We start from the raw sequence: 11632 nt of genomic DNA on the forward strand, positions 1-11632 counted from the left end.
CGCCCGGCTCATCACCGTCCCCGCCGCGAGCCGCACCGCCCGATGAGCGACTCAGCAACGGCGCGCGCGGACGAACGCGAGAGCGGCCGTGCGGACGGGCGTGAGGACGGGCGTGAGGACGGGCGTGCGGACGGGCGTGCGGACGAACTCGGGCGCGCCGGGGAGGGACCGGATCGTTCCACCCGGGCCGCCGTGCGCACCCTGTACGGGCTCACCGCCGGCCACCGGTCCTCCGTCGCCGTCGCCTGCGTCCTCACCCTGGTGGGTTCCGCGCTGGGGCTGGCCCAGCCGCTCGTCGCGCAGCGGGCCGTCGACGCCGGTGGCGGCGGGGTGCCGCTGGTCCTGCTGCTGGTCCTGGCCGTGCTGTTCGTGGCCGAGGCGGTGACCGGCGCGGTGGGGCGTTACGTCCTGGAGCGCATGGGCGAGGGCGTCGTGCGGCAGTTGCGGCACGGCCTGGTGGCGCGGCTGCTCCGGCTGGAGATGCGCGAGCACGACCGGCACCGCACCGGTGACCTGATCTCACGGGTGACCGTCGACACGACCCTGCTGCGCGAAGTGGTCTCCCAGGCCCTGGTCGACCTGGTGACCGGGTCACTCGTCGCGGCCGGCGCGATCGCCCTCATGCTGTGGCTCGACGCCCTGCTGCTGCTCCTGGTCGCGGCCACGGTCGCTGTCGCGGCCCTGGTCGTGGCGTCCCTGCTGAAGGGCATCCGGGCCGCCTCCGAGCGGATGCAGAGTTCCGTCGGGGCCATCGCCGCCGATCTGGAGCGTGCGCTGGGCGCCCTTGCGATGGTCCGGGTGCACCGGGCCGAGGAGCGTGAGGCGCGGCGCATCGGGGAGCGGGTGGAGGCGGCGTACGGCGCGGGGGTGCGGACCGCGAAGCTCGCGTCCGTGATGAGCCCCGCGGTCGAACTCGCCGTCCAGGGCTCGTTCCTGCTGGTGCTGGTGGTCGGCGGTCTGCGCGTCGGCGGGCAGGCCCACTCCCTCGGCGACCTGGTCGCCTTCCTGCTGTACGCCTCGTACCTGGTCCTGCCCCTGTCGTCGGTCTTCCGCGCGGTCGGCCTGATCCAGCGGGGCATGGGCGCCTACGCGCGCGTCGAGCAGGCGCTGACCCTGCCCGCCGAACCCGCCGAACCCGCCGAACCCGTGCCCGTCGAGCCGGTCGCGTCGCCGCTCCCCGGCAGGGCTGTGACCGCGCCGCGCGAGGAACCCGTCCTCGCCCTGCGCGACCTCACCTTCGGCTACGACCCCGCCCGGCCGGTGCTGCGCGGGGTGACCCTCAGCGTCGCGGACCGGTGCCAGACCGCGCTGGTGGGCCGCTCGGGAGCCGGGAAGAGCACGATCTTCGCCCTGGTGGCCAGGTTCTACGAACCGGACCAGGGGACGCTCCTTTTCGACGGGCGGCCCGCCGCCGAACTGACCCGGTCCGAGTGCCGGGCCCGTATCGCCGTCGTCGACCAGAACACCCATGTCGTCCACGGAACGCTCCGGGACAACATCACCTACGCCGTGCCCGGGGCCACCGAGGCGCAGGTGCGGCGCGTCGTGGAACTCGCCCGGCTCGAGGACGTCGTACGCCGGCTGCCCGGCGGCCTGTCCGGCATGCTCGGCGAGCGCGGGGCCACCCTCTCGGGAGGGGAGCGCCAGCGCGTCGCCCTGGCCCGCGCCCTGCTGGCCCGGCCGCGGCTGCTCCTGCTGGACGAGCCCACGTCCCACCTGGACACCATCAACGAGACCGCGCTCGCCCGGGTGATGCGGGACGTGGCCCGGGAATGCGCCCTGCTGGTGATCGCGCACCGGCTCTCCACCGTGCAGCACGCCGACCGGATCGTCGTGCTGGACGACGGGCGGGTCAGTGCCTGCGGCACCCACGAGGAGCTGCTCGCCGGCAGTCCCGTCTACCGGGAACTGGCGGCGGGGCAGATGCTGCGTCCGGCCGCCGGTCCGCCGCGCGCCGCGAGGACCGCCCGGTAGGGGCGCGGTTAGGGGCTCAGGAGCCCGCGCCGCCCCCCAGCACCACCACGCACGTGTCGTCCCCGGCCGGCCGGGCCGCGCTGCCCGCGTCCCGCAGGAGCACCGCCGCCACCACCGCCGGGTCGCGCCGGAGGAGGACGGCGTCGTCGGGTGGGGTCCAGCGGGTGGGCATGCCGTCGCTGTGCAGGACGAGCAGGCTGTCGTCGCGCCAGGGTGCCCGCTGTACGGGCACGGTCGCGGGGGCCTGGGCGCCCACGATGCCGGGGTGGGACAGCAGGGACTTCCAGCCGCCGTCGGTGCGCAGCCGGGCGCCGACGTTGCCGATGCCGGCGAAGCGCAGCAGGCCGGAGTCGAGGTCGACCTGGGCCACGGCGACGGCCGCGCCCCGGGTGCGCCGCAGTGCCCGGCCGAGGTGCCGCAGGATGTCGGAGGGGGGCCGGTCCGCCACGTCGCGCAGTTCGGCCACGGCGGTCGTGGAGGCCTCGGCGGCCTCGACGCCGTGGCCGAGGCCGTCGGCGAGCAGCAGGGTCAGGCGGTCGCCGGTGTGCACCAGGCCCCAGGCGTCCCCGGAGTATTCGGCCCGGCCGAGGGGGACGTTGACACCGCCGGCCCGCGGGTGCGGGGACGGGGCCGCGCCCCGGACGGCGGGGTCATGGCCGATGCGGGCCACCGCCACGGTGCCCCGGCCGACGGCACTGTGCAGGTCGAAGGCGTTCGCTATGCGCCGGCAGGTGCCGAGGCCGGCGCCCAGGGTGGCGGAGGTGCTGTAGCCGTCGCGCATGGCCCGCGCGACGTCCGGGATGCCCGGGCCGTGGTCCAGGGACAGCAGTTGCACGGCCGTCCGGTGATCGTGCGCGCTCTCCACCAGGTTGATGATCACGTGCCCGTCGTCGGCGTGCCGCAGCAGGTTGGTCGCCAGCTCCGTCGCCACGAGCGCGGCGGTCGCGGTGCGCTGCGGGGGCAGTCCGGCGCGGGCGCTGGCCTCCTCGGCCGCCACGCGCACGTCCCGCACCCGGGTCGAGTCGGCCACCGGCACGTCCCAGACCCTGCTCATCACGGCCCCGGACGGGTCGGCGCCACGACGGTGGCCCAGGCGGTGACGGTGACGGTGGTCCCCGCGCCGGGCGTGCTGTCCACCTCGAACTCCTGGACGAGACGCTTGGATCCGCTCAGGCCGAGGCCGAGTCCGCCACCGCTGGTGTAGCCGTCGGTCATCGCCTGCTCCAGATCGCGGATGCCCGGCCCGGAGTCGACGAAGGCAAGCCTGAGGCCCCGCGCCTGCCCGGTGTGCAGCGGGGTGAGCTCCATATGGCCGCCCCCGCCGTGGACGAGGGTGTTGCGGGCCAGCTCGCTGGCGGCGGTGACCAGTTTCGTCTGCTGCACCAGGCCGAAGCCGAGCTCGGCGGCGGCCTGCCGGACCTGCTGGCGCACCCAGGCCAGATCGGCGTCCGAGCCGATGGGCAGGGTGGCCGGGGCGGCGTGGCGGGAAACGGTCACCGAGGACTCCCCTCGCCGTCGCGTGGGTCGCGGGCGAGCAGTTCCATGGCGCGCTCGACGTCCAGGGCGGTCCGCAGTCCGGGCAGGGTCAGTCCCAGCTCGACCAGGGTGATCGCCACCGCCGGGCGCATGCCGGCCAGGACCGTCCGCGCGGCCAGCAGTTCGGCTCCGGCGGCGATCTCGGCGAGCACCCGGCCGAGGAAGGAGTCGACGATGTCCACGCCGGAGATGTCGATGACCACGCCGGTCACCCGGGAGTGCGCGATCCGGGCCGTGATGTCGTGCTGGAGCTGCTCGGCCATGCCGTCGTGCAGCTCCCCCTGGAGGGTGACCAGCAGGATGTCGCCGAGCCGGAGGACCGGCACGGTGTAGCCGTACCCGTCGGCGGGGTCGGCCGTCGGGGGTCCCGCGGCGCCCGTCACCGCGGGCCCGCGTCCGCCGCCGCGCCGGCCGCGCGCAGCGGCGCGATCTCGACGCCCTGCTCGCTGAGCGCGTAGGCGAGGGCGTCCGCCAGGCTGGCGCGGGTGAGCACCGTGCCGAGGTCGATGCCGAGGTGGACGATGGTCTGCGCGATGGCGGGCCGGATGCCGGAGACGATGCACTCGGCGCCCATCAGCCGGGCCGCGGCGACCGTCTTCATCAGGTGCTGCGCGACCAGCGAGTCGACCGTGGGCACGCCGGTGATGTCGAGGATGGCGTACCGGGCGCGCTCGGTGACGATCGCGTCCAGCAGGGACTCCATGACGACCTGGCTGCGGGCGCTGTCCAGGGTGCCGATGAGCGGGACGGCGACGGTGCTGTCCCAGAGTTTGATCACCGGGGTGGTCGCCTCGTGCAGTTGCTCGCGCTGGCGGGCGATGACCTCCTTGCCCGCGCTGACGGTGGTCTCCATCACGACCAGGCGCAGCGTGCCCATGAGCACGGTGAGCGCCACGACGCACTCCTGGGCCCCGGGGGCCGACGGGTCCTCGAACTCGGCGCGCAGCAGCTCGGTCACCGGCTCGCGCAGGGCGGCCACCTCGCGTGCCACGCCGTCCGGGTCGGTGCCCGTGCGGGCGCGGGAGGCGGCCATCCGCCCCAGCTGGTCGCGGACGGCCTCGAAGCCGGACGCCCGGATGTCCTCCAGCCGTCCGGCGGCGGCCACCGCGGCCAGCGCGGCGGCCACGGCCCTGCCCGCCTCCACCGCTTCGTCGCGTGAGACGGTGAAGACCGTGCGGAACAGGGCGGCGTCGGCCCAGCGCTGGGCGATCTGCTCCCGGCGCCGTTCGAGAAAGGCGCTGACCTGGTGGGCGGCCGGTTGCTGTTCCGCGGTCTCTTCCGACACCGACACGTGCATCGCTCCCTTGCGCGGGCCGGACCGGGGTCGCTCCGGCGCCTCAGTCCGTTACTTGCCGTATGACAAACATTAGTGCCGACGTACGGCACCACCAAACACCTTGCTGCGGACGCCCTCGACCTGCGCTTTCCCCGCCGCTCAGCGGCCACGCCAGTCGAGGCACACCACCATGGCGTCGTCGTCCGGGACGGCCCCGCCCCGGTGGCCGGTCAGTTCGCGCAGGACGGCCCGGGGCACCTCGGCGGCCGGGAGGAGCCGGGTCGACTGGATCGCCCGGGCCAGGGCGGCGGCCCCGTACGTCTCGCCGCCCGGGGAGGCGACGTCGTACACCCCGTCGCTGACGAAGACCAGTCGGTCGCCCGGCTCGACGCGGAACTCCTGCGCCACGTAGTCGGTCTCCTCGAACATGCCGAGCGGCAGCTGGGCGTCGAAGGCCACCTGCTCGACCGTGCCCTCGCGCAGCCGCAGCAGCTGCGGCGACCCGGCGTCCACCGCCCGGACCAGCCCGGTGGCCAGGTCGATGTCCAGCATGAGCACCGACAGGTAGGAGCGGCCCCGGTAGTGGGCGTACACCGCCTGGTCGGCCAGGGCCGCCTGGTCGGCGAGGGAGAGGCCGGCCCGGCGGGCGTTGCGCAGGGCGTTGATCGCCAGGTTCGTCAGCAGGGAGGCCTCTATGCCCTCGCCCATGCCGTTGGTGACGTACAGGCTGAGCCGGTCGGCCGTGGCGGACCAGTCGAAGTTGTCGCCGAAGATCGCGTACGCCGGCTCCAGCTGGGCGCCCAGCTCGTACTCGGGGCGGACGCAGGAGCGGCCCGGCAGCAGCTGCCACTGCATCTCGGCGGCCAGCGTGAGCCGGTCCCTGCGGCGGGCCTGGAGGTAGAGGTCGGTGTCCCGCTCGGCCACCACCACCTCGTGCCCCAGCACCTCGGCGATCTCGGCCAGTTCGGGCAGGACGGCCCGGGCGTGCTCGTGGCCGGGCAGGGTCACCGTCAGCACGCCGAGGCGGTCGCCGCGCACGGTGACCGGCAGATGCGCGCGCACGAGGTCGTCCGGGAGCGTCTCCACGTACGGTTCCTGCGCGCCGAAGGCCCGGCCGGCCGGGCCGCTGTGCACCGGCACCGGCTGGAGGGTGTGCGGCAGCTCGGACACCGGCTGCAGCACGGTCAGGCCGTAGTCGGCGAGGAACAGCTCGACGGAGTCCGCCGCGTACTGATCGGTCAGTACACGACGGACCGCGTCCAGCAGTTGGTGGGGTGCCGCCGTGCGCAGGGCGCGCTCGGCGGCCACGAATCTGTTCATGATCGTCGTCACGGGGTTGCTACACCATTCCTTGGTCGGGCGCCGGCCGGTTCCGGGCCGGGGCCGACGGGTTCTCGGGGGATGAGGGACCGGGGTGCCAGGGCCCGGTTATGAGCGGGCGGGCGGGCGGTGGGGGGAGGGGCGGGCGGGGTCCGCGGCCGTCGTCACCGCCGGCGTCCCGTACGCCTAGTACGCTGACGGCCACCCCGGTGCCTGCGAGAGTGTGACTGTGACTTCCCTCCGACCCCGCCCTGAGCCCGCAGAGGTCGCTCGTGTGACCTCCACGGCGGCGGAGTTGCTGGAAGTCCTGTGGGGCAGGGCCTCGACGGCGCCCGCGTCCGCGTCGCAGCTGCGCGTGCTGCTCATCCTGGAGCACCACGAGGGCATCAACCTGCGCACGCTCGCCGACTCCCTCGCGTCCACGCCGCCCTCCACCAGCCGGCTGTGCGACCGGCTGCAGGCGGCCGGGTTCGTCGAACGCGTGGTGAGCCCGGTCGACCGGCGTGAGCTGCGTCTGCGGCTCAGCAGCCGGGGCCGTGCCTTCCTGGCCGATCTGCGCGTGCGCCGTGAGGAGGCGCTGCGCGCGGTGCTCGACCAGATGCCCGCCGCCAAGCGGGTCGCGCTGCTGCAGGGCCTGGAGGCGTTCTGCGACGCGGCGGCGGCCCAGATACACGACGACTCCGACGACTCCCGCGCGTCCGGTACCCGGACTGCCTGAACTGCCCGCCGCGGCGCCGGGCCGTCCCTCGCGGACCCTTCCCGTCACCTGCTCGGCCTCGCTACTTTGTTGCTCCACGGCTATGGTTGTCAAACGACAACTGTCCGTTCCACGACCCCCTGGGTCTCTTTCGCCGCACCACACCCGCCCACCCTCCTGCCCGCACGGACACAGCGCCTGTGCGGGTACCCCGACACCGCCCCGACCTGCACCGACTGTGGTCTACGTCTCGCCGGGGCCGATGGGGGGCATGACCGGGGCGAGCCGGGGTAGCGGCGGTGGAGGTGGCCTGTCGGGGGATCGGAGCGGGCCGGAACTACGAGGGAGGGCCCGTGACCGCGACCACGCGCATCGGCACGACGACGGATTCCGCCACCTACGCAGGCGAGGAGCTGCCGCAGATCGCGGAGCCGCAGAAGATCCCTCCGCAGGACGCGCGCGAGCTGACGGGGCAGTTCCTCGACCGCCTCGCGGTGCTGGAGGAGGGCACTCCCGAATACCAGTACGCGCGCAACACGCTCATCGAGATGAACATGTCACTGGTGCGCTTCGCGGCCCGCCGGTTCCGCTCGGGCGGCCAGTCGATGGAGGACGTCGTCCAGGTCGGCGTGATCGGCCTGATCAAGGCCATCGACCGGTTCGAGGTCTCCCGCGAGGTGCAGTTCACCAGTTTCGCGGTGCCGTACATCGTCGGTGAGATCAAGCGCTTCTTCCGGGACACGTCCTGGGCGGTGCACGTGCCGCGCCGGCTGCAGGAGGCCCGTACGGAACTGGCCAAGGCCACCGAGGAGCTGGCCTCCCGGCTGGGCCGCGCGCCCAGGGTCGCGGAGCTGGCGGCCCTGATGAACCTCTCCGAGGAGGAGGTCGTCGAGGCGCAGATCGCGGCCAACGGCTACGTCTCCTCCTCGCTCGACGCCACGATCAGCGCCGACGCCGAGGAGAGCGACACCAAGCTCTCGGAGTTCATCGGCGGGGAGGACCCGGCGCTGGAACTGGTCGAGGACTTCCACTCCCTCGCCCCGCTGGTCGCCGAACTGGACGAGCGTCAGCGCCTCATCCTGCACCTGCGCTTCGTGGAGGAGCTGACGCAGGCGGAGATCGGCGCCCGGCTCGGCATCTCCCAGATGCACGTGTCCCGGCTGCTCTCGCGCACGGTGGCCCGTCTGCGGTCGGGGATGCTGGCGACCGGGTGAGGCCCTGAGCCCGCGGTGAGCGCGGGACGTGCCGCCGGCCGGTCACGTCCCGCGCTCACCGGTGTCCGCGCGGTCCGTCCGTGCCGTCCGCGCGGGGGACGGCGGCCCGCCGGGCGGCCAGGAAGCCCCGCAGCCCCCGGCTGAGCGCCGCCCGTTCCGCCGGCTGCATCGCCTCCAGTGCCGTGGTCAGCGCCTGGGCGCGGCGGTCCGCCACGTCGCGCAGGACATGGTGGCCGTGGGCGGTGAGCCGGAGTTGCACCTCGCGCCGGGTGCCGGGATGCGGCACGCGTTCCAGGAGGCCGGCCGCCGCCAGCCGGTCGCAGAGGCGGCTGGCCGTGGGAAGGCCGATGTCGAGCCGGTCGGCCAGGGACGTGAGGTTCAGGCCGGGAGTCGCCTGCAGGGTGCGCAGCGCCCGCAGTTGGTGCGGGGACAGCCGCAGGGACGCTTCCTGGGCGGCGACGGCCCACAGGGTCGTCAGGCTCTCCACGGCATCGGTGATCTGCGCCGCGACGGCCTCCGGGCCATCACCCCGTCCCCTCGCCCGGTGGTCTCCGGGGCCGTCGAGATCGGTCACAAAACGGTCACTTTCCATAAGCTCCGGGTACTGCGGAGGTCGCCCTCATTCAAAGGCTGTACCCGAAGAGCCGTAGGGCAAGCAGTCCCGTCCGGCGCCGGATCGGACCCGGGTGGCTCAGCCGGCGCTCAGTTCCGTCAGCGCCGCGAGCGGCAGCGTGTGCTGCGTCTGGAGGACCTTGGCGCGCAGGTAGCGGACGTTGTGCGCGGTGGTGAAGACACCCGTCGGGACCCGGTCCCGGACACCGACGCCCAGGGTGCGCAACTGGGCCGCCTTGTCGGGGTTGTTGGAGAGCAGGTCCAGCTCGCCGATGCCGAGGGCCCGCAGCATCTGTGCCGCGGCCGTGTAGTCGCGGGCGTCCTCGGGCAGCCCCAGCGCCGCGTTCGCCTCGTACGTGTCCAGGCCCTGGTCCTGAAGGGCGTACGCGTCCAGCTTGTTGTAGAGGCCGATGCCCCGGCCCTCCTGGCGCAGGTAGAGGAGCACGCCGCCGCGCTCGGCGATGCGCTCGACCGCCTCGCGCAGTTGCGGGCCGCAGTCGCAGCGGGCCGAGCCGAACACGTCCCCGGTCAGGCACTCGGAGTGCAGCCGCACGAGCGGGACCGGGCCCGGATCGCCCAGGACGACGGCGACGTGTTCCCGGCCGTCGGCCAGGCCGTGGAAGGTGACCAGCTCGGCGTCGGCCTCGTAGCCGTCGTGGAAGCGCAGCGGGACCCGGACGCGCGAGCGGGGGGTGGCGAGGACGCTGGGGGTGTCGGGCATGCGGGGCCTTTCGGGTTCCGTTCCTGTTCGGCTGCACAGCCGTCCGGCGGGTTGCTTCAGATTTGAAACAGACCCACGGCCGGAACCCTACTCTTGCTTGAACTTTGAAGCAATGACGGGCGGCTCCGTGTGGCGTGCGTCACGAACAGGCCGTCGAGGACCTCCGCCGCCACGGCACGTCGTCCGCCGCCGGCCGGGTCCCGTCCTCCTGGAGCCCTCGCGCGATCGCCGTGGAGATCTCCTCCAGCTGCCCGACCTGCTCCGCGCTGATCCGGTCGAACAGGAAGCTCCGCACGGTCTCGACGTGCCCGGGCGCCGCCCGCTCCAGCACGGCGACCCCCTCGTCGGTCAGCGCCGCGATGCTGCCCCGCCTGTCGTGCCGGCACGCCTCGCGCCGCAGCGTGCCGTCCTTCTCCAACCGCGTCACCGCGTACGTCAGCCGGCTGCGCGTGATCTTCAGCCGCTCGGCGAGGTCGGTCATCCGCAGCCGCTGTTCCGGGGCCTCGGACAGGACGGACAGGATGGAGTAGTAAAGGTGGGGCATGCCGGCGTCCTGCTGGAGCTGCCGGTCGATCGCGTCCTCCAGGAGCAGCGAAGCGGCGATGTAGGCGCGCCAGGCGCGCTGCTCCTCGGGGGTGAGCCAGCGAGTCGTCATGCCGCCAGTGTAGGTTTGTTTCAAACTTGAACCAAGCTCTGTCAGTCCGCCGTCCCGACCAGCCGCGGAGCGTCGATGTCCCACCCGTACGTCCTGCTGTCCGCCGCCGTCTCCCTCGACGGCTACCTGGACGACACCGGTCCCGAACGCCTGCTGCTGTCCGGCCCGGCCGACTTCGACCGGGTCGACGAGGTCCGCGCGTCCGTCGACGCGATCCTGGTCGGCGCCGGCACCATCCGCGCCGACAACCCCCGGCTGCTGGTGAACTCGCCCGAGCGCCGCTCCGCCCGGGTGGCCGCCGGCCGGCCCGAGTACCCGCTCAAGGTCACCGTCAGCGGGTCGGGCGAACTCGACCCGGACGCCCGGTTCTGGCACACCGGCGGCGAGAAGGTCCTCTACACGACCGACACCGGCGCCGGACGCGCCCGCGCCCTCGGCGTCGCCGCCGACGTCGTCCCGCTCGGCGCGGACCTCGACTGGCGCCGCCTCCTCACCCACCTGCACGACGTCCGCGGCGTACGGCGCCTCATGGTCGAGGGTGGCGGCCTGATCCACACCCAGCTGCTCACCCAGGGCCTCGCCGACGAACTCCAGCTGGTCCTCGCCCCGTTGTTCGTGGGCGACCCCAAGGCCCCCCGCCTCTTCGGGTCCGGCGGCTACCAGGGCGGCCGGCTCCGGCTGCTGGAGACACGGCGGATCGAGGACGTCGTCCTCATGCGCTACGCGCCGACCGCCCCCGGAACCGGCGCCCTGCCCGTCGCCGCCGACCACCACTGGCTGGCCCTCGCCTGCGAGCTGGCGGAGCGCTGCCCGCCCTCGGACACGGCGTTCAGCGTGGGCGCGGTGGTGGTCGCGGCCGACGGCACGGAGCTGGCCCGCGGCCACTCCCGCGAGGGCGGCGACCCGGTCGTGCACGCCGAGGAGGCGGCCCTGGCCGGGATCGACCCGGCCGACCCGCGGCTTGCCGGCGCGACGGTGTACAGCAGCCTCGAGCCCTGCGCCCGCCGCTCCTCCCGGCCCACGCCCTGTGCCCGGCTGATCCTCGACGCGGGTGTGCGCCGGGTGGTCACCGCCTGGCGCGAGCCGGACACCTTCGTGGCGGCGGCCGACGGCAGTGGCGTCCTGGCCGCCGCCGGGGCGGAGGTCGTCGTCCTCCCGGAGCACGCCGAGCGGGCCCAGGCGCCCAACCGCCATCTGCTGTCCTGAGCCCCGGCGGCGGGTGTGGCGCGAGCTGTCCTGCGCATGGCGTACACTGGAGTCACAACGACGCGGGGTGGAGCAGCTCGGTAGCTCGCTGGGCTCATAACCCAGAGGTCGCAGGTTCAAATCCTGTCCCCGCTACTGAAGGCCGAGGGCCGGAATCCGAAAGGGTTCCGGCCCTCGGTGCTTTTCCCGATTCCCCCTTACGCACGGTGAGCGAATCCTCCCGCTCCGCATAACAACTGACACACCGTCAAATCCGTTGAGTCGCTTGAGAGGCGGCCAACTCGCCCGATTTGGGCCGGTCATGGCAGGTACGTCCGCGCGAAAAAGGTTAATGATCAAGCGGAATCGCTGGAATACGCACCGCGCCTCCATTAACGTTCGATAACGCAGCGCGGTCGTCCCAGCCGTCACAGAAGGCGGC

The 11632-nt window shown here is 73.6% G+C and carries 12 protein-coding genes and 1 tRNA gene; 5 read left to right on the forward strand and 8 right to left on the reverse strand.

Annotated features, from left to right (window positions below; genetic code table 11):
* Window positions 1-42 precede the first annotated feature (42 nt).
* Window positions 43-1974, forward strand: coding sequence for an ABC transporter ATP-binding protein (locus RIN80_RS19735; RefSeq protein ID WP_309096940.1), 1932 nt, complete (start codon window positions 43-45; stop codon window positions 1972-1974).
* A 16-nt stretch (window positions 1975-1990) separates the two neighbouring features.
* On the opposite strand, the gene RIN80_RS19740 is transcribed toward RIN80_RS19735, so the two are convergent.
* The 5 genes from RIN80_RS19740 to RIN80_RS19760 all read right to left on the reverse strand — a co-directional run bounded on the left by RIN80_RS19740 (window position 1991) and on the right by RIN80_RS19760 (window position 6106).
* On the reverse strand, window positions 1991-3028 hold the full coding sequence (locus tag RIN80_RS19740) for an ATP-binding protein/SpoIIE family protein phosphatase (RefSeq protein ID WP_309096941.1): 1038 nt from the start codon (window positions 3026-3028) through the stop codon (window positions 1991-1993).
* Window positions 3028-3471 carry an anti-sigma regulatory factor gene (locus RIN80_RS19745; protein WP_309096942.1) on the reverse strand — a complete coding sequence of 148 codons (444 nt, stop codon included), beginning with the start codon at window positions 3469-3471 and terminating at the stop codon, window positions 3028-3030. Before RIN80_RS19745 ends, RIN80_RS19740 begins: the two co-directional genes overlap by 1 nt.
* Window positions 3468-3893, reverse strand: coding sequence for an STAS domain-containing protein (locus RIN80_RS19750; RefSeq protein ID WP_309096943.1), 426 nt, complete (start codon window positions 3891-3893; stop codon window positions 3468-3470). The genes RIN80_RS19745 and RIN80_RS19750 overlap by 4 nt, the downstream gene beginning before the upstream one ends.
* Window positions 3890-4801 (reverse strand): STAS domain-containing protein, encoded by a 912-nt coding sequence (locus tag RIN80_RS19755; RefSeq protein ID WP_375141740.1) that lies wholly within the window; start codon window positions 4799-4801, stop codon window positions 3890-3892. Before RIN80_RS19755 ends, RIN80_RS19750 begins: the two co-directional genes overlap by 4 nt.
* Before the next feature lie 144 nt (window positions 4802-4945).
* Complete coding sequence (locus tag RIN80_RS19760) at window positions 4946-6106, reverse strand: PP2C family protein-serine/threonine phosphatase (RefSeq protein WP_309096945.1); 1161 nt, start codon at window positions 6104-6106, stop codon at window positions 4946-4948.
* A gap of 223 nt (window positions 6107-6329) precedes the next feature.
* Between RIN80_RS19760 and RIN80_RS19765 the strand changes: the two genes are divergently transcribed.
* Entirely contained in the window at window positions 6330-6824 is a 495-nt protein-coding gene (locus tag RIN80_RS19765; RefSeq protein WP_309096946.1) for a MarR family transcriptional regulator, read from the forward strand.
* Between the two features lie 332 nt (window positions 6825-7156).
* Window positions 7157-8017 carry an RNA polymerase sigma factor SigF gene (locus RIN80_RS19770; protein WP_309096947.1) on the forward strand — a complete coding sequence of 287 codons (861 nt, stop codon included), beginning with the start codon at window positions 7157-7159 and terminating at the stop codon, window positions 8015-8017.
* 55 nt (window positions 8018-8072) lie between these two features.
* Here the strand turns inward: RIN80_RS19770 and RIN80_RS19775 are convergent, their stop codons facing one another.
* The 3 genes from RIN80_RS19775 to RIN80_RS19785 form a co-directional block, all read right to left on the reverse strand.
* Window positions 8073-8591, reverse strand: a complete 519-nt coding sequence (locus RIN80_RS19775; protein ID WP_309096948.1) for a MarR family transcriptional regulator — start codon at window positions 8589-8591, stop codon at window positions 8073-8075.
* Between the two features lie 117 nt (window positions 8592-8708).
* A complete protein-coding gene (ribA, locus tag RIN80_RS19780) occupies window positions 8709-9350 on the reverse strand; it encodes a GTP cyclohydrolase II (RefSeq protein WP_309096949.1) in 642 nt (213 codons plus the stop codon).
* A gap of 139 nt (window positions 9351-9489) precedes the next feature.
* Window positions 9490-10005: a MarR family transcriptional regulator gene (locus RIN80_RS19785; RefSeq protein WP_309096950.1), complete on the reverse strand. Its 516-nt coding sequence runs from the start codon at window positions 10003-10005 to the stop codon at window positions 9490-9492.
* 75 nt (window positions 10006-10080) lie between these two features.
* Between RIN80_RS19785 and RIN80_RS19790 the strand changes: the two genes are divergently transcribed.
* The gene (locus RIN80_RS19790; protein WP_309096951.1) at window positions 10081-11211 is read left to right on the forward strand and encodes a dihydrofolate reductase family protein; all 1131 of its coding nucleotides are present in this window, start codon (window positions 10081-10083) and stop codon (window positions 11209-11211) included.
* 61 nt (window positions 11212-11272) lie between these two features.
* Window positions 11273-11346: transfer RNA gene (locus tag RIN80_RS19795), tRNA-Met, on the forward strand.
* Window positions 11347-11632: the final 286 nt, after the last annotated feature.

The organism is Streptomyces sp., from assembly GCF_031181705.1.
In the GTDB taxonomy this organism is placed as follows: domain Bacteria; phylum Actinomycetota; class Actinomycetes; order Streptomycetales; family Streptomycetaceae; genus Streptomyces.

Bases quoted from the DNA above. Each gene is read 5' to 3' on its own strand.
- RIN80_RS19735 (WP_309096940.1), top strand. From the start codon at position 43: ATGAGCGACTCAGCAACGGCGCGCGCGGACGAACGCGAGAGCGGCCGT.
- RIN80_RS19740 (WP_309096941.1), bottom strand. From the start codon at position 3,028: ATGAGCAGGGTCTGGGACGTGCCGGTGGCCGACTCGACCCGGGTGCGG.
- RIN80_RS19760 (WP_309096945.1), bottom strand. From the start codon at position 6,106: ATGAACAGATTCGTGGCCGCCGAGCGCGCCCTGCGCACGGCGGCACCC.
- ribA (WP_309096949.1), bottom strand. From the start codon at position 9,350: ATGCCCGACACCCCCAGCGTCCTCGCCACCCCCCGCTCGCGCGTCCGG.
- RIN80_RS19785 (WP_309096950.1), bottom strand. From the start codon at position 10,005: ATGACGACTCGCTGGCTCACCCCCGAGGAGCAGCGCGCCTGGCGCGCC.
- RIN80_RS19790 (WP_309096951.1), top strand. From the start codon at position 10,081: ATGTCCCACCCGTACGTCCTGCTGTCCGCCGCCGTCTCCCTCGACGGC.